14 protein-coding genes are annotated in these 21,119 nt (G+C 66.8%); 3 read left to right on the plus strand and 11 right to left on the minus strand.

What is annotated here, in order from left to right; genetic code table 11:
- Positions 1-23: 23 nt before the first annotated feature.
- Positions 24-2,450 carry a VWA domain-containing protein gene (locus VT03_RS18175; RefSeq protein ID WP_075094291.1) on the plus strand — a complete coding sequence of 809 codons (2,427 nt, stop codon included), beginning with the start codon at positions 24-26 and terminating at the stop codon, positions 2,448-2,450.
- A 21-nt stretch (positions 2,451-2,471) separates the two neighbouring features.
- Here the strand turns inward: VT03_RS18175 and VT03_RS18180 are convergent, their stop codons facing one another.
- The 3 genes from VT03_RS18180 to VT03_RS18190 all read right to left on the minus strand — a co-directional run bounded on the left by VT03_RS18180 (position 2,472) and on the right by VT03_RS18190 (position 10,732).
- Positions 2,472-7,586 (minus strand): PVC-type heme-binding CxxCH protein, encoded by a 5,115-nt coding sequence (locus VT03_RS18180; protein WP_075094292.1) that lies wholly within the window; start codon positions 7,584-7,586, stop codon positions 2,472-2,474.
- Between the two features lie 417 nt (positions 7,587-8,003).
- Positions 8,004-9,380, minus strand: a complete 1,377-nt coding sequence (locus VT03_RS18185; RefSeq protein WP_075094293.1) for a tetratricopeptide repeat protein — start codon at positions 9,378-9,380, stop codon at positions 8,004-8,006.
- Positions 9,377-10,732, minus strand: coding sequence for an FG-GAP repeat domain-containing protein (locus VT03_RS18190; RefSeq protein ID WP_075094294.1), 1,356 nt, complete (start codon positions 10,730-10,732; stop codon positions 9,377-9,379). The genes VT03_RS18185 and VT03_RS18190 overlap by 4 nt, the downstream gene beginning before the upstream one ends.
- A 200-nt stretch (positions 10,733-10,932) precedes the next feature.
- On the opposite strand from VT03_RS18190, the gene VT03_RS18195 reads away from it, so the two are divergent.
- A complete protein-coding gene (locus tag VT03_RS18195) occupies positions 10,933-12,810 on the plus strand; it encodes a right-handed parallel beta-helix repeat-containing protein (RefSeq protein ID WP_197488992.1) in 1,878 nt (625 codons plus the stop codon).
- A 117-nt stretch (positions 12,811-12,927) separates the two neighbouring features.
- On the opposite strand, the gene VT03_RS18200 is transcribed toward VT03_RS18195, so the two are convergent.
- The 8 genes from VT03_RS18200 to VT03_RS18230 all read right to left on the minus strand — a co-directional run bounded on the left by VT03_RS18200 (position 12,928) and on the right by VT03_RS18230 (position 20,059).
- The gene (locus VT03_RS18200; protein ID WP_231870469.1) at positions 12,928-13,338 is read right to left on the minus strand and encodes an FKBP-type peptidyl-prolyl cis-trans isomerase; all 411 of its coding nucleotides are present in this window, start codon (positions 13,336-13,338) and stop codon (positions 12,928-12,930) included.
- A gap of 189 nt (positions 13,339-13,527) precedes the next feature.
- Entirely contained in the window at positions 13,528-14,046 is a 519-nt protein-coding gene (locus VT03_RS18205; RefSeq protein WP_082846331.1) for an FKBP-type peptidyl-prolyl cis-trans isomerase, read from the minus strand.
- Between the two features lie 347 nt (positions 14,047-14,393).
- The gene (locus VT03_RS18210; RefSeq protein WP_075094298.1) at positions 14,394-16,406 is read right to left on the minus strand and encodes an amino acid transporter; all 2,013 of its coding nucleotides are present in this window, start codon (positions 16,404-16,406) and stop codon (positions 14,394-14,396) included.
- A 181-nt stretch (positions 16,407-16,587) separates the two neighbouring features.
- The gene (locus tag VT03_RS35115) at positions 16,588-16,752 is read right to left on the minus strand and encodes a DUF6800 family protein (protein ID WP_315850205.1); all 165 of its coding nucleotides are present in this window, start codon (positions 16,750-16,752) and stop codon (positions 16,588-16,590) included.
- 423 nt (positions 16,753-17,175) lie between these two features.
- The gene (locus VT03_RS18215) at positions 17,176-18,186 is read right to left on the minus strand and encodes a hypothetical protein (RefSeq protein ID WP_075094299.1); all 1,011 of its coding nucleotides are present in this window, start codon (positions 18,184-18,186) and stop codon (positions 17,176-17,178) included.
- 1 nt (position 18,187) lies between these two features.
- Positions 18,188-18,703, minus strand: a complete 516-nt coding sequence (locus VT03_RS18220) for an ExbD/TolR family protein (protein WP_075094300.1) — start codon at positions 18,701-18,703, stop codon at positions 18,188-18,190.
- Complete coding sequence (locus tag VT03_RS18225; RefSeq protein ID WP_075094301.1) at positions 18,700-19,158, minus strand: ExbD/TolR family protein; 459 nt, start codon at positions 19,156-19,158, stop codon at positions 18,700-18,702. The genes VT03_RS18220 and VT03_RS18225 overlap by 4 nt, the downstream gene beginning before the upstream one ends.
- Before the next feature lie 40 nt (positions 19,159-19,198).
- Complete coding sequence (locus VT03_RS18230) at positions 19,199-20,059, minus strand: MotA/TolQ/ExbB proton channel family protein (RefSeq protein WP_075094302.1); 861 nt, start codon at positions 20,057-20,059, stop codon at positions 19,199-19,201.
- Between the two features lie 501 nt (positions 20,060-20,560).
- Here VT03_RS18230 and VT03_RS18235 point away from each other — a divergent pair.
- Positions 20,561-20,911 carry a hypothetical protein gene (locus tag VT03_RS18235; RefSeq protein WP_156514588.1) on the plus strand — a complete coding sequence of 117 codons (351 nt, stop codon included), beginning with the start codon at positions 20,561-20,563 and terminating at the stop codon, positions 20,909-20,911.
- The last annotated feature ends 208 nt before the right edge of the window (positions 20,912-21,119 follow it).

A 21,119-nucleotide genomic window follows, 5' to 3' on the forward strand; every position in this document is an offset into this window, starting at 1 on the left:
CCCTGACCCCTTCTCCGCCTTCCATGCTCCTTGCCCAAACGTCCGCCGCCTCCTCTGCCGCCTCGGTGACGAGCGTGCGGGAGTTCGACTGGCCGTATGCGGCGAGCGAGTGGCTCCTCTTCGCGGGGCTCCTGGCGGCGGCGGTCTTTACGGTCTGGATGTGCTACCGCGATACGCGGCGGCTCCATCCCGGCTGGGCCGCGTGGCTGATTCTCCTGCGGCTGGGTGTCCTGGCGGGGCTGACGGTCATCGCCCTCAATCCTCATACCCGGACGCAGACCGAGGCCTTCCGTCCGTCGCAGGTGGCGGTCCTCGTCGACACGTCGCTCTCGATGCAGCAGCCGGTCGCCCTTCCGGACCGCGCCTCCCCGGCGCCCCCCGTGTCGCGGGCCGAGGCTGTCCGCAAGCTCCTCGCCGACTCGCCCCTGATCGCGGACCTGCGGAAGCAGCACACCGTCGATCTCTACGGCTTCGACTCCGACCTCTCCCCGAGCCTCCACCGCTTCCCCTCGGAAACGGAAGCCGAGGGCAAGCCGGTCTCACCGGCCGGCGCCGCGGCTCCGGCAGCGGCCGCTGCGCCGGACTACGCGGCGGTCCTGGCCCCCAAGGGCTCCTCGACCGCCCTCGGCGACGCGATCGACAAAGCGCTCTCCGAACTCAAAGGGAACACGCTCGCCGGGGTACTCGTCGTCACCGACGGCGCCGGGAACGCCGGACGCGATGTCCGGACGGCGAACGACCGGGCCAAGAAGAACGGGGCGCGGCTTGTGGCGGTTGGCGTCGGGGCTACGGTCCCGCCGATGAACGTCGAGCTCGCCAAGATCATCGCTCCCACCGACGTCCAGAAGGGGGACTCGTTCGAGATCACCGCGTTCGTCCAGGCCCAGGGGATGTCGGGGCAGTCCGCGCTGCTCGAGCTCGTCCAGAAGGGGGCGGAGGACTCCGAAGCGAGCGTCGTCGACTCGAAGACGATCACGCTCGCCGGCGACGGGGAGCCTGTGGAAGTGAAGTTCGACCGGGCCCCGCCGGGGGCGGGAAACTACGAATACACCGTCCGTGTGAAGCCGCAGGGGACGGTCATCGAGAGCCGGGAGGACGACAACCTCCAGACCCGGACGATCAACATCTTCGACCGGCCGATGAAGGTTCTGATCGTCGCCGGCGGCCCGATGCGGGACTACCGCTTCGTCCGCAACCTGCTGCACCGCCACCCCTCGATGGATGTCGACGTCTGGCTCCAGACGGGCGAGGTCGGGATCAGCCAGGACTCGGACCACCTCCTGTTCAAGTTCCCCGAGACCCGCGAGGCGCTCTTCGCCTACGACGTGATGCTCGCCTTCGACCCGGACTGGAAGCTCGTGACTCCCGACCAGCAGAAGCTGATTGAGGAATGGGTCGGCCAGGAAGGGGGGGGCCTCGTCTTCGTGGCGGGGGACGTCTACACGGAGCAGCTCTCGGCCGACTCCCCGGCGGTCGCCACGATGCGGCGGCTCTGCCCGGTCGTCGTCGATCAGCCCGGCCCCGCGCTCAAAGGGGACGCGGCCTCGCAGGCGTGGCAGGTCGGCCTCACGCAGGAAGGGCAGGCGGCCGAGTTCCTCCGGCTGTCCGACGACCCGGCCGCGGCGGGAAAACTCTGGCAGCAGTTCCCGGGGTTCTACAAGTGTTTCCCGACCAAGGCCCGCAAAGGGGGGACGACGGTCTACGCCGAGTTCTCCGATCCGCTGTCCCGCGGTGCGGACGGCCAGCCGGTCCTGATCGCGGCCCAGCGGTACAGCCAGGGGCAGTCGCTCTACATCGGGAGCGCGGAGTTCTGGCGGCTGCGGAACTATGGGGATGAACTCTACGACCGGTTCTGGATCAAGCTGACCCGCAAGGCGGCCGAAGGGCGGAGCAAGCGGGGCGTCCAGCGGGGGATGCTGATCCTCGAAGGCCGCGAGTTCGATCTCGGTCAGGTCGTCCCCGTGCGGGCCCGCGTCGTCACGCCGCAGTTCCAGCCGCTCGACGTCGGGACGATCAACCTCGACGTTTTCGATCCGCAGGGCCGGCCCCTCACTCCGCCGCCGCAGCTGACGAAGGATCCCAACCGGCCGCAGGAGTTCGCCGGGGATTTTCGAGTGCTGCTGCCCGGCAAGTACCGCATCGCGGTGGCGGTCCCGGACGAGAAGGAGCCGGTGACGGCGGAGCTTCAGGTCCGGCTGCCGCAGCTCGAATTCGCCAAGCTGACCCAGGACGTCCCGACGCTCGAATCGCTCGTCGCCGGGACCGGGGGCAAATACCTGACGCTTGCCGAGGCGGCCGAGGCCGCGCCTGCTCTGTTCCCCAACAAGGGGGAGCGGATCATCATCGACCAGCGGATCAAGGAGTTGTGGGACCGGAGCTGGGTCCTGTATCTGCTGGTCACGCTCTTCGGCCTTGAGTGGCTGACGCGAAAGCTCCTCCGGCTTGCCTGAGCAGCCGCGACCGATACGCGACTACGGCTTGGCGGTGGTCGGGACCGGCGTGAGTTGCAGCGACTCCAGGTCCATCAGGTGCCCGTCGAATCGCTGGTCCGCCATGATCCGCACTTCGGACCGGCCCGCCGGAAGCCGCAACGTCCCGAGGGGCGCCCGCTGATAACGGTCCCAGGCCCCGGTCGCGGTCGTCCGGGCGATGATCCGCTCGCCGCCGCATTCGATCCGGAACTCCTTGCCCGCCTCATTGTCGGGGCAGGCGAACCGCAGCACGACCTCGTACCCGCGGGAGCTCGGGAGATCGACGGTCCAGATCGCCATGTCGTCGCCGCTCCCCCAGTAGCCGAGGTTCTGGAACGGCGTCTCGAAGACAAGCGTCGTCCCGTAGACGGCGGCGGACTTCGCGGTCAGGCGGAGGATTCCCTTCTCATCCGGCGTGACGACCCCCGGCGTGTTGCCGGCGAAGCTCTTGGGAGCCTGGGCCGGAAGCTGCGAGCGGAGGAACGCCAGCAGGTCCCGCATCTGGTCGACCGTGACGTCCTTTTCGAGCCCTTCCGGCATGACCGAACGGCCGCTGGAGGTCAGCGATTCGAGCTCCGTCCGGAGGATCGCGACCGGCTTGCCGTCCGATCCCTGGAGCGTCACCGACGTGGCCGATTCCGAAGTCAGGAGGCCGGTATGCGTGAGCCCGGCGTCGGTGATGGCGATGTACGAGAGATATCGGGCTTCGACCGCGCGATTGGGGTCGAGGATGTTTTCGAGGAGGTACTCCGGCCGCTTCCCCGAGAGCGAGGCGAGGCTCGGACCGAGGTCGCGGCCGATGTCTCCCAACCGGTGGCAGGCGGCGCAGACCCGGACGAACGTCTCGCGTCCCCGCGAAGCCTCTCCCGGTGTCTCTACCGCCGCAGCGTAAGTGGCGATGACCTTTCCCCGATCCGCGGAGGCCCGGGAGGCAAAGAGGGACTCGCTCCGCCGCCGAAGGGTGTCGTCCTTGAGCGAGAGAAGCCGCTGCCGCGCCGCCGCGTCGACTTCGACGGGACGGACAGCCTCGCTCTCCAGGGCGCCCAGGAGCGGCGAGATCCACTCCTGTCGGGAGAGGAGCAGGTTCAGAAGGTGCGCCCGCAGATCGGGCGAGGCCGACTTCCAGGCGGCCAGGAACCGGACCGGCACCGCGGAGTCCCCCGTCCGGGCGAGGGCCGAGGCGGCAGACCGCTGCATCTCCAGTTCCGTCCGGGGACTGAGGAGCGACTCGAAGAGCTCGACATCGGCTTCCCGCGCCGCGGCGGTTCGGCCGAGGACTTCGATCGCGGCCTGCCGCGCGGCGAGGTCGCCCGCGGCGTCGCGAACGGCCTCGGTCGCCCGGCGGCTCAAGTCCTCCAGGCGGCGAGCGAGTTCAGGGGACTCCCGGCGGACTGCCTCGCCAAGCTTGGCCGCCCGCTCCAGCGTCGCGAAGACGACCGCCGCCTGCCGGAAAGTAGACGCCGGATCGTGCTCTTCCTGAGCCGAGAGAACGTTGCCCAGGACACGGCCGAGCAGGGAGCTATCGCCGGCGGCCCCCGCCATCCGGATCAGGTCCCCCAGGAACGCGTCGGACTCGTGGTCCGCTGAGACAGCCCCGAGATACGCCGTCACGACCCGTTCCAGATTGTCGCGCGAGACCGAGCTGAGGACCGCCGACAGAATCTCCGGCCGACCACCAGACGCGGCGGCGAGGGCCCCGAGGGCGTCACCGGCGCGGAGATCGTGCCACTCGCCGAGCGAGAACGCTCCTTGCAGCGCACAGCCCGGCGTCTTGAGCAGCCGGACGATCGCTTCTCCCAGTCTCGGCTCGGTCGCGAGATGCGGCTCGGAGAGACGCGCGAGATGACAGAGGACCTGCGGATCGGTCTCGGCAGCGAGTCGTTCCAGAAGCCACGCCGGAGTGAGGGACTTCACGCCGTCGAGAACACACAGCGCCTGGCAACGGACGGCGGCGTCGCCTGCCGTCCGGCTCAGGGCCTCCAGAGCCTTTGCCGCAGAGGCGTCGGCCCGCCAGACCAGTTCCTGATGAACGAGATCGCGGACGGTTCCATTCGATGAGTCGAGCGCGGCGACGAGGTCCGCCGCCGAACGGTCACGGATCGCGAGCGGCCGGGACGGGGGAGCGCCAACGCGGGTCACGCGGTAGATTCGGCCCCGGTCGTGTCCTTCGCGCAGGTCGAGCGTCTTCTGCGTCTCGGCGGGGATCCACTCCGGATGCTCGATCACCGCCCGATACATGTCGGCGACCCACAGCGCCCCGTCCGGTCCCGTGCGGGCCATGACCGGGCGGAAGGCGTTGTCGACGGACGACAGGAACTCGGACGCCTCGTCACCGGGGCCGCGGCCGGCGTCGAGGAGGAACGGCGATTCGGAGTCGGGTGTGAGCCGCCAGCGGCTGACGAGGTTATGGACCGGCTCGCAGATGAAGAGCGATGTCTCCTCCGGGCTGAGGGCGGGGTCGCGGCCGATGCCGATGCCGCAGGCCGAGGTGAACCGGTTGGCGGTGTGGAGGTCGTTGAAGCGGGCGATGGTGCGGCTTGTCGGATAGACCCGGGCTGCGGGCTCGATGAGCTGCCGGACGATCGAGCCCGCCGCGACCGCCGGGTTGCGGCGGAGGTAGTGATCGGGGAGCACAACCTGCCGCGCGGCGATCGTGTTGTTTCCCCCGAACCAGTGGTCCCAGTCGTCGCGGCACTTGCTGAACTGCGACTGCCCCGAGGTCAGCTCCAGCTCGCCGGTGTCGGGACGGAACCGGAAGTCGCGGCCCCGCAGGTCGAACTCCTGCCCGGTCAGGACGGAGCGGATCGTTCCGCCGCTGTCGCCGTTGGCGCAGTGGACCCAGTTGTCGAGTCCCCACACGAGTCCGTTGAACCGGTGCTGCTGGTTCCCGGGGGTGAACCCGGTGACGAGCGTCTTTTGAACGTCCGCCTTCCCGTCTCCATCGGTGTCCTCGGCGTAGATCAGGTCCGGCGCCGCGGTGACGAGCACTCCCTTCCGCCACGGCAGGACACCGGTCGGGAAGGGGAGATTTTCGAGGAAGAGGCTCGCCTCCTCGTAGCGGCCATCGCGGTCGCGATCGATCAACAGTCGGACGCAGCCCCCCGGCTTCCCCTGGCCGTCGAGGCCGTTCGGGTAGTCCCCCATCTCGACGACCCACAGGGCGCCATCCGTCCCCCAGGCGAACGAGACCGGGTCCTCGACGAGCGGTTCCGCCGCCGCGAGCTCGACTCGGTATCCCGAAGCGACCCGCAGCAGCGGCAGCGACTGCTCGGGGGTCGTCTGGCTGAGGTTGGCGAAGGTCAGCAGCACATTGAAGGTCCGCGTCTCGACGAGGGCGGTCTTTGTATCGGTGGTCTCGTTCTGCCAGTAGCAGGTCCGCCCGCGCGTGAACCACCCGTTGTTCTGCCCCTTCACGGCGATCGGCGGAACGGCCGGTCGATCGGCGTCCTGCGGCGTCGGGCGGACTTTCCAGCCGGCTTCCATCGAGCCGAAGAGCGCGATGAGCGACACGGTGTCATTGGCTACCAGCAGATCGAGCGACCCGTTGGCGTCGAGGTCGATCAGCCGGGCACCGGTGTCTTGGCCCGCCTCGGTGCTGAGTCGGGCGTCCGCGGGGATCGACCACGGCATCGCCTTCCAGCTTGCCGCGGCTTCGTCCCAGCGGCAGATCGTCTTCCCGCCATCGAGGAGCAGCTCGTCGACGCCGTTGCCGTCGAGGTCGTGGAACAGGGTTCGGGTCTTCGCCGTCAGTTCGGTGGGAAACGCTCCCTCAGCGATCGCCCAAGCTCCGTTCCGGAGTTCCCAGGCGCGGGCTCCGTCGTCGGTCATGGCGAGCAGGTAGGGAACGCCGGGATGGATCGTTCCAAGCTTTGCGGCCGCTTCCTTCCCGCCGGCGATCCGGACCGGGAGAGGAGTCTCCTGCCAGCTCTTCGTCCCGGGGTTCCAGAGCCGGGTCACCTGGAGAGACTCGTTGCCGACCGCGACGTCGAGATGCCCGTCCCCGTTGAGGTCGGCGAGCCGCACACCGTTGTCGCCTCCCCCTTTCGGCTCGCGGACCGGCTGGCCCTTGAGGAGGTGCGTGTTGAGGCGGTCGACACACTCGCGGAACGAGAGAAACTTCACCCGCTTTCCGTAGGTTGCCTCGGCGTAGTCGATGAACTGCACGACCTGCTCGCTGGAGATCCAGCCGTGCGGGTGGAACACGAGGTCGAACACCCCCTGCTTGCGGACCGTGCAGTCGAGAGCCCGTTTCCAGTCCTCGACCGTCACGGGGTTGTTCGGCTTGTGGAGGTGCTGGGCCGACCAGTCGCTGGGGGCGATGCAGGGGAACTGCCACACGCCTCCCGCCATGACGTAGGGATAGGGATAGTTCTCGATGTAGTTCACGAATCCGCGGTCGCGGGGGATGTATTTCGTGAACCGCCCGCTGCCGCCGCTCCCTTCGGTCACCCAGGCGGGATCGAGCTCGGGATCGTCGGCCGTATAGACCACGAACACGGAGCTGTCGGCCTGGAGGAAGTTCCCGGCTGGGGTCGTCCGGCCGAGGATCTCGGCCATCAGCTTCGGGCTGAAGGTGTTGAGCGAATCGCAGCAGGGGGTCCGGAAGGCGACCGGCCGGCTGCCGGGGATCTCCGAGAGAAGATCGATGCCGCGGTCTACGGTCCCTTTGGCCGCCGCAAAGTTCCCCTTTGCCAGGAGCGGGCAGGGGTGGTCGTAGGTGTGGACTTCGAGGCTCACTCCTTCCTTGAGCCACGTCTGGAGGTGCGGCTCCTGGGGATCGATGCGGCAGGTCATGATGCTGACCCCCGCCCGGCCGTCGATCTGCTTGAGCCGGTTCAGGATCGGCCGCAGGTAGGTCTCGTACTTGGGGTGCTCCCGCATGTCGTCGATCGCGAGGACGACCACCGCCTCGACTCCTTCGTCCCCGACCCACTGGGGCGTCGTGAGCTTGGGGAACGCGATGTCGGGGTAGTACGGATCGGCGCTCGTCAGGTGATCGAACCGGACCGCTGTCGGTTCCGCTGCGATGGCCGGAGTGAACCGGAGCAGGGCTGCCACGGACAGGGACAGCAGCGTGAGAGCAGAGCGAAGCGCAGGCGGAACGCGGAGACCCATGTCGGCGGAACCTCATCGGGACGAAGCGAACGCCCCGGCATCATAGGTCCGGCGGTTCGATGATGCATCGCGCGCCGGCTCGAACCGCGTCCTCGCCGGCACGGCGCTGCTACCTCAAACCCAACGTGCCCCGGCAGCCTGGGGTCAAGGGGGTCTCACCCCCTTGCCGCCGGAGGCACTTCCATGAGGAACCGTGGTACACAACGGACGTCCGCTTTGTGGGAGTGGCGTTGAGGAATCCACCCTCGCTCCACACTCCCAGCGGGTTGGTGAGGGGGCATACGACACGGCGTCCGCGCTTGGACACGGGCTCCTTCAGACATCTCTCGACGAGAGGGCCTCCGGCGGGCAAAGGGCCAGAAAAACAACACAGGCCCCCTTGCATCCCCCACCAGGGTGCCCCTGGACCCGGTGAAGTTACTCAGAGGAGCCGCTCCGAGACGCCAGCGCGCGCAGTCGGTCATGAGCCCGGCCACAATGCGGATCCCGCGCGATCGCCCTCCCATACGCCTTCTCGGCCGTCGACCACTCCCTTTGCGACAAGGCAATCTCTCCCCGGTAAAACTCCGGGAGCGGATCCTGCGGCCGACGTCGCGCCGCCTCCTGCAGATGACCCTCCGCCGCCTCAAAGCTGCCGATCCGATAGGCATCCACCCCCTCCAGCCAGAAGACCTCGCTGCGGTACTCCGCCCGCCGCTCCGCACTCCCCTTGTCCTCCGACAACTCTGCCAGCCGCGAAGCGACCTCGGACTTCGGCTGCATCTTCTGCGAGGCGGCCAGCCATTCCCGCGCCCGCTGCCGCGAGCCGCCATTCCACTCCATCTCCCCCAGGATGTGGCGGGCCAGCGGCGAAATCGCCAGCCGGGGCTCGAACGACGCCACCCAGCGTGAGGCGGTCGACAGATCCTGGGCCAGATAGGTCATCTGCAGGCCGTTCGTCAGAAGCACCTCCGTGACTTCGGGCGGATTCGTCTGGAGGACGGTCTCAAAGCGGTTCACTGCCTGCGCTGCCCGTCGGGCCTCGAGCTCCGCGGAGCACTCGGCGAGCTCGGCCATCAGTCCATACCGGGAGCGGATCAGCTCAAGGTCCTTCCACTCCCGCTGCTGCTCCATCTCACCGGTCCCCCGCTCCGCCCGCTCCTCCGCGACCGCCATGCGGAACAGGTCCCCCTGGAGGCGGGCCCCTTCGACCGCGACCGTCTCGAGAAAGATGTCGAGCGGTTGAGTGCGCCGAAGCTGTTCGATGTGCTTCATCCCCTCGTCGACTCGCCCGGTCCGCAGCAGGACCCGCGCGAGCTCGAACTCCGCCAGCGAAGAGGGGAGGGCCTTCTCGAACGCGGCGATCGCCTTCTCGGGCTGCTCCGCGCGGAGCCGGCACTTTCCGATCCGCTGCCAGCAGTCCGGATCCCGTCCCGCGTCCGATCCACTCGCGACCCGTTCGAACTCCGCGATCGCCTCGTCGAGCCGGCCAAGCCGTTCGAGGCATCGGGCGTGCATCCACCGCACCGCCTCGTTCGTCTCGTCGAGCGCGACCGCCCGGGCCAGGACCACCTCTCCTTCGGGCAGGTAGCCGTAAGCCAGATACGCCTCTCCGAGTTCCCGCCAGGCGGCTGGCCGGTCGGAGTCGGCTTGCGACTCAAGGTGCCGGATCGCGGCGGCGGTCGCGGGCGGGAGCCGGCGGACATCGACCTGCGGAACGGGGGGCCGGCCGAGACGGGTCACGACGAGGTAGCCCCCGACGGCCAGTTCCACGACCAGGAGTCCAATCAGCAGGGGGCGGGCGCGGGAACTCATGGCGCGGCCTTTCCGGAAGCGGTGGTCCAGAGCGTCGCCGGAGGGCTGTTCCGGAACGGCGGGTGGAGGTGCAGCGGTCCGGTCACGACCTCCGCGCGGCCGTCCCCATCGAGGTCCGCACAGTCGACCGTGACGAGATGCGTCTGGTCGGTCTCGACCTGCCACGGCCGGAAGGTCTGCTTTCCGTCGTTCTCCAGCCACACGAGGCTCGCGTGGCCGGGGCGGTCCCAGTCGTTGAACATGCTGACGAGGACCACATCCTTGTCACCGTCTCCATCGAGGTCCCCGGCCGATGCCGCGTAGGTCCCCCCCAGGTTCGAGATCCGATGGCTCGTGAAGGTCCACGGCGTCGGCTTGGCGCCGACGGCGTTGTTCTCCAGCCAGAAGCAGCCGTGATAGGGCTGGGGGTAACTGTGGGAGTCTTCCAGGTTGTCTCCGGCCGGGAGCAGGAGATCCACGTCGCCGTCGCCATCGAGGTCCGTCTTCACGAGGCCGGCGCTCCCGAGGTCGTAGTTCAGCGACTCGAACAGAAGCCGCGGCGTGAACGTTCCTTTGCCATCGTTGTCGAAGCCCCACACCTGCTCCCGGTCCTGCGAGACGACGGCCGCGATATCGAGATCGCCGTCGCCGTCGAAGTCCGCCACCGGGACATGGATCGCCCCCGCCGCCGGAAAGAGCTGATGCGACGTGAACGCCTGCTGGCCGTCGTTCTCCAGCCACAGGATCTCCCCGCGGGCGTAGCCGAAGACCGCCACCGCCAGGTCGATGTCCCCGTCGCCGTCGAAATCCCCCGGCTGGGCGTCCGCGACCCGTCGAACGTCGGTCAGCAGCTCGACGGGCTCATAGGCCTCCCCCGTGTTCCGGAGCCAGATCAGCTTGCCGACCCGCAGGTCGTCGGGCCAGATGTTCCCGAGGGACGAGACTACGAGGTCGAGACGGCCGTCCCGGTCGAGGTCGACGAGCGTGGCATGGGCGGGGGCCGGAATCTCGGTCGCCAGGACGGAGCGGGTCCAGCCGCCGTCGGCCGTCTGGTCGTAGCTCACGACCTGATTGAAGCGGGCGTCGCACACGATGGCGTCGCGGCGGCCGTCGCCGTTGCGATCGGCCAGTTGGACGTGCGTCGTCCACGACGGGACGGCCGCCGGGCTCTCCATCTCCCGCGGGGTCCACGGGATCGGCGAGGCGGGGTAGGAGGTTCCGTTCGAGACCGGCTCCGGGAGCGTTCCCCGCGGGGGAATGCGGTTCCACAGGAGAACCAGCAGAAGCGGAAGGCCGAGGAGGAGCAGCAGCCATCCAAGGCGGCCGCGCTGTGATCCCGGATCGGAGGCGGAAGGGGTGTCGGGCGAAGGCAAGGAGGGCACGGCGGGGAAGTGGGAGACAAGAGGCCCCGCCGCGAAACAGGTGTTCTGCTTGGCGGGGAGGGCTCGGAAAACGACAGTGGTCGGGAACGAACGATCACTGAGTCCAACCAGTATTGCGCATCCCGGACGTTTCGAACATCCGGCGGGCGGCGGAACGGACGAAGGATCCGATGACCGTGAGGAGACGCTCCATGACGACACTGACCCGTATCGCCCTCCTGCTGTCGATCGCCGGCCCCTGGGGACTTTCCGTCCACGGGGCCGAGCCTTCGCTTCAGGAACGGATCAACCACTCCGGGAAGAAGGGAGAGGCACGGACCGTCCTCATTCCGGCCGGACGCTATGAGCTGACGGAACCGCTCCATCTGGGACCGGAGGCGAGCGGCCTGACCCTGGCCGCGGAGCCGGGAGCCCAGGTCGAGATCGTCGGCTCGTCACGGCTGACCGGCTGGAAGCGGATCGATGAAGCCCGCAACGTCTGGGAGTGCCGCCTGCCGGACGGATTCCCGACGGCCCCTCCCCGGCAGTTGTTCCTGGCCGGAAGCCGGCTCGTCCGGGCCCGGACGCCGAACACCGGTTGGCTGGAGACGAAGGAGACCCTGGCGACGAAGCCGCCGCTGACGCTCGGCCTTCCCGACGGGATGGCCCGGGCCGAATGGGTCCGCCAGGGAGTCGTCATCCGCGGCCTCCAGAAGTGGGCCGGCTTCCAGCTCGCCGTGACCGAGGTCGACGTTGCGGCCCAGCGGGTCACGCTGCCGGGGGCGGCCATTGCGCATCGCCAGGAGAAGACGAACCGCTTCTGGATCGAGAACGCTCCCGAGGCGCTCGACCAGCCGGGGGAGTGGTGCTGCGATCCGTCGGCCCGGACGATCCGCCTCATCCCGCCCGCCGGCATCGATCCACTGACGGCGAACATCACGGTCCCGCGGCTCAGGACGCTCGTCCTCATCGACGGAGCGGCGGACGTCCGGCTCCAGCGGCTGCAGTTCTCGGAGTGTGACGTCGAGACGCCGCCGCAGGGAGACATCGACATGCAGGCCGCGGCTCCCCGGCGAGGCGCGATCGTGCTGCGGTCCGTCCGGAACGGCCTCGTCGAACAGTGCACGGTCCGCAGCGTCGCGGGCTATGCGGTCGACATCGCCCGCGGTTCTCGCGACTGCATCGTCCGTCGGTGCGAACTGTCGCAGCTCGGCGCGGGGGGTGTGCGGATCGGGGAGACGAAGATCGAGGAGGTCCCCGAAGCCCAGGTCTCGGGCCACGTTGTCGAGGACTGCCGGATTCACGACTACGGGCAGATCGACTTCGGGGCGTGCGGAGCCATCGTGTTCCAGGCGGCCCGGAACACGATCCGCCACAACGAGATTCACCACGCCCCCTACACCGGCGTCTCGGTCGGCTGGACCTGGGGCTATCGCGACTCCCCCTGCCGCGAGAACCTCGTCGAGAAGAACCACATCCATGATCTCGGGGGCAAGCTCCTCAGCGACCTGGGGGCGGTCTATCTCCTCGGCCCGCAGCCGGGGACGGTCGTGCGGGGGAACCTGATCCACGACCTCGCCTGCTTCGACTACGGCGGCTGGGGCCTCTACACCGACGAGGGCTCGTCCGGCATGTTGCTCGAAGGGAATGTCGTCTACCGCTGCCAGACGGCCGGGTTCCACCAGCACTACGGGAAGGAGAACACGATCCGCGGCAACGTCTTTGTGAACTGCGGCGAAGGGGGGATCCGGCGTTCGCGGGACGAGGACCACCAGTCGTTCACGCTGGAGAAGAACGTCGTCGTCAGCCCGTCGCCGGCGTTCCTGACCGGGAACTGGAAGAAGGGGACCTATCCCTGCAACCACAACCTCTACTTCACGCCGGCCGAGGGTCCGAGGACGTGGACCGGGAAGAGCTGGGAGGAGTGGCAGGGGTCCGGTCACGACCAGCACTCGGCGATCGGTGATCCGCGGTGGCTCGACCCCGATCATCCGGAGCGCGGTGTCCGCGCCGATTCCCCCGCGCGGATGCTGGGCATCGATGTTCCGGTCCTTGAGGACGCCGGCCCTCGGGCCGCGGCTCCGAAGTAGAGCCTCACGCCGCCGGGTAATGTGGTCCTTTACAAAACGAAGAAACCCCGCCGGCGGCCGTTTCCGGCTGCGGGCGGGGTTATCGATTCTCGACGGCAGAGCCGGCGACCGGCGGGACTACTTCACGTCGATCAGCTCGACGAGGAAGTGGAGCGTGGCGTTCGGCGGAACGTCGCGTCCGGCGCCGCGGGCGCCGTAGCCCAGGCTGGCGGGAATCTCGAGTTCGATCATTCCCCCTTCACCGACGAGCTGCATCCCTTCCGTCCACCCCTTGATGACCTGATTGAGGCCGAAGGAGATCGACTCACCCCGCTTGTAGGAGCTGTCGAAGACCTTGCCGTTGTCGAGCCAGCCGTGGTAGTTGACCTCGACGGTCTGGGTCGCCTTCGGCTTGGCTCCCTTTCCTTCGCGGAGGACCCGGTACTTGAGTCCGGACGGGGTGGTGGTGAGCGCCTTGGGGGCGGCGGCGTCCATCTTGCCGGCGCCGGCGGGGAGTTCGGGGAACTTCACTTCTTTGTCATCGGCCATGGAAACTCCTGCGATCACGAGGGCCAGTCCGACCAAGGCTACGCGAGTCAATCCCTTCAACAGCATAAAGCACCTGATCCATTGGAGCGGTGTGAAACTCGATCGACGCACCGGGCGTCCGGCGGACGTGGTCATCGATGCGGACAGTGAAAAACGGAGCCGACTTCCCGTCGGCTCCGGTGGTGGCGATTACTTGACGTCGATCAGTTCGACGATGAAGTGCAGTGTGGCGTTCGGGGGAACGTCGCGGCCGGCGCCTTGCGCCCCGTAGCCGAGTTCGGGCGGAATCTCGAGCTCGATCATTCCGCCTTCGCCGACGAGCTGCATCCCTTCGGTCCAGCCCGGAATGACACCTCCCAGCGGGAACGAAATCGATTCTTTCCGGGCGTAGGAGCTGTCGAAGACGTTGCCGTTATCGAGCCAGCCGTGGTAGTTGACTTCGACCGTATCGGACGCGGTCGGCTTGGCACCTTTCCCCTCGCGGAGAATGCGGTACTTGAGGCCGGACGGCTGTGCCGTGAGGGTCTTGGGGGCGTTCTCGTCCGCCTTGCCCGCGCCTTCGGGGAGTTTCACTTCGCGCGGTCCGGAGTCCGTGGCGGCGGCAGCGGGAGGGGCCGGCGGTGCGCTGGCGGGTGGTGCGGGAGGCTCGGCGCACCCCTGACAGAGGGCGAGCGACAGACAGGCCGCCCAGGACAGACGCATCACCATGATGAAAACTTCTCTCGGTATTGGAGGACGATAAGGGGGTAAGCGTAACTTGCGGGGCGTGTGGGGAAAAGCCGCGGCCAGGCAGGCTTGAACCGCGTCCTTGCCGCCGGCGGCACTTCCATGAGGAACCGTGGTAAGTAACGGACGCCCACTTTGTGGGACCGGCGTTGAGGACTCACCGCTCGCTTTGAAATCCCCGCGGGTTGGTGAGGGGGCATACGGCACCGTGTCCGCATTTGGAGACGCCCTCCTTCAGATATCTCTCGACGGTCAGCCTCCGGCGGGCAAAGGGGCGTTGCCCCTCTGCACTCCCCACCAGGGTGCCCCTGGACCCGGATGAGACGTACTCAACCGATAATCACGCGCGGTTGCAGAGCCGGGTTCTTCTCCGCTTTCATCAGCAGCTCACGCACCAGCCACGGGACGTTCCCTTCACCGAACAACAGGAATCCCACGTTCGCCCGCATCGGACTCTCGTTCGACCAGCCAAAGTGAATCTCCGGCGGCCGACCACTCTTCGACATCTCCAGCGCCACCGCCGCCAGCACATGCGGGATCGACGAACAGTTCGTAATCCGCAGCACGATCCGCCCCTCCTGCTGCGTCACGTCGATCGTCGGGTGCTGGTAGAACTCGCTCACATCCCCCCGCGAGACCTCCACAAACACGATCGGCTCATGCGGCTGCAGATGGTGCTCCGCCCGGATGCTCTGCTCCTTCTCGATCAGGTCCCGCCCGCCGGGACGGTGCGGCACCAGGATCGCAATCTCCAGATGCCGGAGACTGTCCCACAGGAACTTGTCGTTATCGTCCTTGAAGTCGAAGCCGGTAAACCGCAGCTCCGTCGACCGCCACGTCCGGGAAATGATCGAGGTCACGATGATCGCCACAATGAAGAAGCTGGCGATCTGCATCCCCTGCGGCTTCTCGATGATGATCGCCACCATCGTGTAGAAGAACAGCAGGCCGATCAGCGAATACCCCCACGGCACGCGCCAGATCCAGTGGCCCGTGCGGGAGCGGTACGTCTCGATGATCGTCGCTGTCGCGGCGCTCGACATCAGCACGATGACCCCCGTCGCATACGCCGCCCCCTGGGCGTCGACGCTGGCGCTGAAGATCCAGGTCACGAAGAGATTGATCCCCGTGAACAGCAGGACGAGCGGCCGGGTGGCCCGCGCCCAGTCAGGGGCCATCCCGTACCGCGGCAGGTACTGCGGCACGAGGTTGAGCAGTCCCGCCATCGCGCTCGCCCCGGCGAACCACAGGATGACGACGGTGCTGATGTCGTAGAGCGTGCCGAAGACGTTCCCGAACAGCGGGCTGACCGGCAGCGGGCTCTCGCCGTGTGCCAGATAGGCCAGCGCGCGATCGGCCGCCGGGCCTTTCTCCGGAGGGCGGCCGGGCTCGAGGGTCGCCGCGCTCTCCTCTTCGGCGATGGCGGGGGCCTTCCGCAGCGCATCCGCTGGAATCAGCGTTGCGGTGACGAGCGACGAACAGAGCAGGTACGACGACATGATGAGGGCCGCCACCAGCAGGAGCTTCCGCGCGCCGTCGATCCGGCTTTCCAGCCGCTCCTGGGGCGTCTCTCCTTCTTCAGCGATCAGCGGCATGACCGCCACGCCGGTCTCGAATCCGCTCAGCCCCAGGGCCAGTTTGGGGAACAGAAGGAAGCACAGGATCAGGATCGAGCCCCAGCCGGTCCCCGACACCGGCAAATGGCTTCCGATGGCCCATTCCCCGTTGACGACGTGCTGGAACCACTCGGACAGCAGGCTCGGATGGGTCAGCAGATACCGCAGGCACTCGACGAGCAGCAGGAAGTTGATGCTGAGGTAGACCGCGACGATCGCGACCGCCAGCCAGACGACCTCGGCGAAGCCCCGCATGAACCAGCCCCCCAGCAGGGTGAGGAGCATCATCGTCAGGGTGACCTGGTTCTGCAGCAGGCGGGGAGCGTGGTGCTCCCAGAACGGGTTCTCGAGGAGGTGGACCGCGGCGTCGGCGGCCGAGAGTGTTTTCGTGATGACGAAGTCGGTCGCCGCGAATCCCAGCAGGATCAGGACGAGGATTTTTCCGCCCCAGCCGCTGACGAGCCGTTCCAGCATGGCGATCGACCCCTGGCCGTGGGGCGAGGAGGAGGCGACGTGCCGGTAGATCGGAACCGCTCCGAAGAGCGTGACGAGGACCAGGAACAGCGTGGCGATCGGGGAGAGCCGGCCCGCGTTATCGAAGGCGATGGACGGCTGGTAGCCCAGTGTGGAGAAGTAGTCGACCCCGGTCAGGCACATGACCCAGAGCCAGAAGCTCTTGAAGTGGTGCCCGTGTTCTCCTGAAGCGTGCGTAGGCGACGCCGACATGGATGATCCAAAGACCGGGGGCGGAGGTCCGCTGCAGAAATCGTCTGACCCGGCGGGAAGAGCTCTCGCGCCGGATGGGCGGGCTCGAAATTGGGGGACAGAAGTTCACTTCTTCCCGGCAGCGCAGCAGAAAAACCCGGGCGGACGTAGTCCGACCGGGTTTTCAATCACTTCAGTGGGTCTAGGCCAGGTCCTTGATCAGCGGGCTGATCCGCTGGGCCTTGGCGACGATGGCCTGCTTTTCGGCGTCGGTCTTGGCGTTGGCCAGTCGGTCGCGGAGTTTCTTCAACTTAACGCGGCGTGTCCGCCGGCGTGCCAACTCGCGGGATCGCTCAATCCGCCCCATGGTGTCTTACGCTATCTCGACAGGAAATTTGTGTGCGGGGAAAGGGGCAGAGGTTAGACGGTCGGATTGCGCAAGTCAACCAGTGTCTATTGAACCGGGTCCAGGGGGACCCTGGTGGGGGGATGCAAGGGGGGCAACGCCCCCTTGCCCGCCGGAGGCTGACCGTCGAGAGATCTCTGAAGGAGGGCGTGTCCAAACGCGGACAACGTGCCGTATGCCTCCTCACCAACTCGCGGGGATCCAGAACGAGCGCTACTGTTTGAGGGAGTCCTCAACGCCGGTACCACAAAGGGGACATCCGTTGTGTACTACGGTTCCTCACCGGAATGCCTCCGGCGGCAAGGGGTTGCCCCCTTGACCCCAGGCTGCCGTCGCACGTTGGGTTTGAGCTATGGACGCCGCGCCGGCAAGAACGGGTCCGCTCTATTTCACGTCCTCAGGCGGCGGCTCGTCCGACAACAACCACTCCGGCGGCCCGGACGGCGGCGACTCGGGGATCTCACCCGTCTCCAAGAACCGGTCCAGCGCCTTCTGATCCACCGGACGCTCCGGAATCGTCACCGCCATCGGCCGGCTGTACCACCACTGCGTCCCAAAGATGATCAGGATCACCGCAATCACCCCGCCAATGATCCAACCGGACGCACTCGCCTGCCGCTTGTAGTGGGCGCTGACTGGGTTCTCCGTCCAGCGGATACGGCCCAGGAACAGCGGAGCAAAGTGCGTCTGCCCGTCCGGCGTCTTGTACAGCATCAGCTTGTGGAAAAAGCCGGTGAACACCGCCTGCTCGACCAGGTTCACGCCGATCGGCAGCTGCGGCGGCAGGTCCGGAAACACGACGACATACGGATACGACTGCGAGTCGCTCGTCGTCCCCCAGGCCTCGTAAACCTGCTTCACATCCGCCGAATTCTGCTTCAAATCGGAATTGGGAAGGACGCGGGCCACGTTGAGCTTCAGCCGGACCAACTCCCCGCGATACGTCGCCGGAGCCTGGGCAAAGTGCGTAAAGAAAAGATCCCGCCGCGCCCGGTTTTCGAGCTCCACGGACGGCTCCGCCCGGGCCCACCGGAACAGCCGCCAGTAGCTCGCCATCTCTTCGGCCGTCAGGACCTCGCGGTCCTGTATGACCTGCGCTTCTTCTTTGAAGGCGTCGATCTGCTCCGGATCGCGGGCCCCGCCGTCTTCCCCCTCGCTCCCGGGAATCGGGACGATGATCTCCGTCCACCGCGCCGCCTCTTCGGGGGAAACGGCCGCCCGGACGCTGTCGTCGCTCGGGGCCGTGTCGTCCCGGGCGATCCCGGTCCAGGTCTTGGGATTGACCGCCTGAAAGTAGTAGAGCCCGATGATCCCCAGCAACAGCGTCGCGGCGATGAGGCGGGTCAGCTCGTAACCGCGAAACAGCCCGGTCGGTCGCGGATCGAGTCGGCGCATGTCAGCCACCTTCGGGAAGTTCGACGAAGCTGAGCTTCGTCAGCTTGGAACCGTCCGGGAGCGTCTGGCGGATGCAGGTGTCGACCACCCGCATCAGTTCGGAATACCGCAGCTTCGATCCCACCTGCAGGATCACCTGCTTGAAGGGGAAATCGCCGCCGTCCATCTGTCCCTTGAACCAGCCGTCGAGGCCGTTGGGTCCACCCACATTATTCCCGTCCGCCACGCTTCCGATGAGAATTCCGTCGATATTTCCTCCGTTGGAGGGGATCGAAATCACCAGCGTCTCGATCCCGGCGACCGGGTTCGAGTTGTTCGTGTCCGAACCCGCCTGCTGCCCGTCCTTGGCCATCGCCACCGGTTCGGGCTTCGGAAGACGCAGGTTGAGCTGCCCTTCGCGGGGATCGGGCTTGAAGCTGAAGATGAAGAATGTCAGCAGCTGGAACGCCATGTCGAGCATGGCGGCCAGGTTGAGCTCGACCTTCTCCTGCTTCTTCTTGTGTTTTCTGCGGCTCACTTGTCCGCCTCCCGGTCCATCGCCCGGAGGGCGAACTGCACGAAGCCCTGGTCCTGGCAGAGCTTGATGACTTCAAACAGCGAGGCGAACGTCGTCGCGCGGTCGCAACGGATCACGACGCGGGTCGGCAACTCATCCCCCGCCTCCAGCTTGCCCCCCGCCTTGTTGGCGGTCATGCGGCTCACCTGGGCTTCGCTGGCGATGTAGGGGCCAGGATCCTTCACGATGCCGTACTGGTTGATCTTCCCGTCGCTCGTGACGTTCAGGATCAGCAGTTCCTCGACCCCCTTGGTGTCGACCGGCCGGGCCGATCCCACCACGGGGAGCTTGAGGTTCAGGTCCAGCGCAGCCGCCTTCATGTTCGTGACGAGCATGAAGAACGTGATGAGCTGGAACACCATGTCGAGCATGGGAGTCAGGTCGGGCTCTGCCCCGTCTCCACCGCCGCCGCTCATGGGAGTCGCCTATACGTAAGGATGGCTGAGCAGGAGAGGATTACTGGGCAGGAGAGGCCGGAGCCGCAGCGGGAGCCCCGCCGCCAGCGGGACGCTGCCGGACCGCATTCGCCAGCTTGCCGATCAGTTCGTCGGCGGCGAGCAGGGCATTGGCTCCCAGGACGGTGATCCGGTTGCGGAACACGGCGAAGAAGTAAATCGCGGGGATCGAGAGCATAACCCCTTCGAAGGTCAGCAGGAGGGCCTTCGAGATTTCGCCGGCGACTTCGCTCGCCTTGATCTGCGTGTCGGACCGGGCGATGACGGAGAAGGCCCCGATCATCCCCTGGAGCGTTCCGAGCAGCCCGATCATGGGGCCCAGGCTTCCCAGGACCGCCAGCATACTGATCCGCTTTTCGTTTTCGGCGGTGATCACTTCCGCGGTCCGCTCCATCGCTCCGCGGGCTTCGCTGACGCCCGCGCCCATTTCATGCAGGCCGGCGGTCACGATCTTGCTGTAGGCCGAGTTGTCGGCCTTCACGAGGTTGTAGACCCCCTTGAAGTCCCGCTTCTCGACGAGCGCCTTCGACTCCTCGACGATCTCGGGGGGCATCACCTTCTCGGGCCGCATGTCGACGAACAGCTTGCTGACGGTCGACACGAAGTAGATCGAGAGGATCAGGAGGAACAGGCCGATCGAGCCGGAGGTCTTGATGACCCACCAGATGAACGATTCGTCGGACGGCGGGGCCTCGTGTCCCCCGGCGGCAGGAGCAGGGGCCGCCGGAGCCGCGGCGGGGGCGGCGGCCGGCGCCGCTTCTTGAGCGTACACCTTGGGAGCCGTCGTCAGCGCGGCGAGACCGAGCACCAGAAGCGCCGCAGCGAGCGCGATGCGGCGCAAACGTTCAACAGAAAACGACATCTCGGAATCCGTCAGAATGAAACTGGAGAGACCGCAGCGCGGAAGAGGGTGCAGAGGTGCAGACGTCTAGAATACGAATGTCCCTACCACAATCAAGCGCGGGCTGATTCGTCACCGGGACTGGTGAAATCTTCTCCGCGCGGTCGCTTCCCGCTACCGGACCGTGCCCATGACCGCATCGCCGGGGCGAATGTTCGACAGAAAATTCTCCATTGCGCCGAAACGATGGCGCAGATCGTAGGGGCTGGCCGAAATGTCACGCAGGTTCAGTCCGACCCCGAGAGTCTGCGCCGATCCCGTCGTCGCCCCGAACCCCTGCAATCCATCAGCCGGCACTGGTGTGTTCAGTTGACATGCAGTGAAGGGGCGGCCATAAGATTGGCCGGAATCCCAAGACGGTGTCGTACAGGGACTGTGCCGCCATCTTATCGATCCCGCCTGTTGGGTGACGGCGCGGGGGATAACACCGTCGATTGACTACTTGACTTGTGGAGTTTGGCAATGCGTAAAGTGGGTGTGTTGTTGTGCGCCGCCGCCGCGATCGCCATCGTTTCGAATGGCACGCCGGCCCAGGCCCGTCCGCAGTACAACAAGGCCTTCAAGGAGACCTACGGCAAGAAGGTCGGCGACGAGAAGGTCAACTGCGGCGTCTGCCACGGTGAAGGGGGCAAGAACAAGAAGGTCGTCAGCGACTACGCCAAGGAGTTCGCTGAAGCTCTCGGCGGCAAGAACGTGAAGGACGACGCGAAGATCGTCGAAGCCCTGAACGCCGCCGCCAAGAAGGAATACGAACCGGGCAAGACCTACGGCGCGCTCCTCGAAAAGGGTGAGCTCCCGCCGCCGGCCAAGTAAGCCGGATGTGACTGCGAATTCAGGAAGACCACCGGCGACGGTGGTCTTCTTTTTTTTAGGGCTGCGGGCGGTAGGCTGTGGCGTGTAGGAAAAGGCCGTCTGCCGCCGCGCGCCATCGCGTCGCTTCCTTGCCGCACTGATCGATCGGGAGCTCTGTCATCTCCTCCGCCGCATCGCCGACAGCCGAGAGCTCAGCCTCCCGCAAGTG

The sequence above is a fragment of the Planctomyces sp. SH-PL14 genome (genome assembly GCF_001610835.1).
In the GTDB taxonomy this organism is placed as follows: domain Bacteria; phylum Planctomycetota; class Planctomycetia; order Planctomycetales; family Planctomycetaceae; genus Planctomyces_A.

What these genes read in the sequence shown, in the direction of transcription:
- VT03_RS18175 (WP_075094291.1), top strand. Translation starts at nt 24, where the DNA reads ATGCTCCTTGCCCAAACGTCCGCCGCCTCCTCTGCCGCCTCGGTGACG.
- VT03_RS18180 (WP_075094292.1), bottom strand. Translation starts at nt 7,586, where the DNA reads ATGGGTCTCCGCGTTCCGCCTGCGCTTCGCTCTGCTCTCACGCTGCTG.
- VT03_RS18185 (WP_075094293.1), bottom strand. Translation starts at nt 9,380, where the DNA reads ATGAGTTCCCGCGCCCGCCCCCTGCTGATTGGACTCCTGGTCGTGGAA.
- VT03_RS18195 (WP_197488992.1), top strand. Translation starts at nt 10,933, where the DNA reads ATGACGACACTGACCCGTATCGCCCTCCTGCTGTCGATCGCCGGCCCC.
- VT03_RS18200 (WP_231870469.1), bottom strand. Translation starts at nt 13,338, where the DNA reads ATGGCCGATGACAAAGAAGTGAAGTTCCCCGAACTCCCCGCCGGCGCC.
- VT03_RS18205 (WP_082846331.1), bottom strand. Translation starts at nt 14,046, where the DNA reads ATGGTGATGCGTCTGTCCTGGGCGGCCTGTCTGTCGCTCGCCCTCTGT.
- VT03_RS18210 (WP_075094298.1), bottom strand. Translation starts at nt 16,406, where the DNA reads ATGTCGGCGTCGCCTACGCACGCTTCAGGAGAACACGGGCACCACTTC.
- VT03_RS35115 (WP_315850205.1), bottom strand. Translation starts at nt 16,752, where the DNA reads ATGGGGCGGATTGAGCGATCCCGCGAGTTGGCACGCCGGCGGACACGC.
- VT03_RS18215 (WP_075094299.1), bottom strand. Translation starts at nt 18,186, where the DNA reads ATGCGCCGACTCGATCCGCGACCGACCGGGCTGTTTCGCGGTTACGAG.
- VT03_RS18225 (WP_075094301.1), bottom strand. Translation starts at nt 19,158, where the DNA reads ATGAGCGGCGGCGGTGGAGACGGGGCAGAGCCCGACCTGACTCCCATG.
- VT03_RS18230 (WP_075094302.1), bottom strand. Translation starts at nt 20,059, where the DNA reads ATGTCGTTTTCTGTTGAACGTTTGCGCCGCATCGCGCTCGCTGCGGCG.
- VT03_RS18235 (WP_156514588.1), top strand. Translation starts at nt 20,561, where the DNA reads ATGCGTAAAGTGGGTGTGTTGTTGTGCGCCGCCGCCGCGATCGCCATC.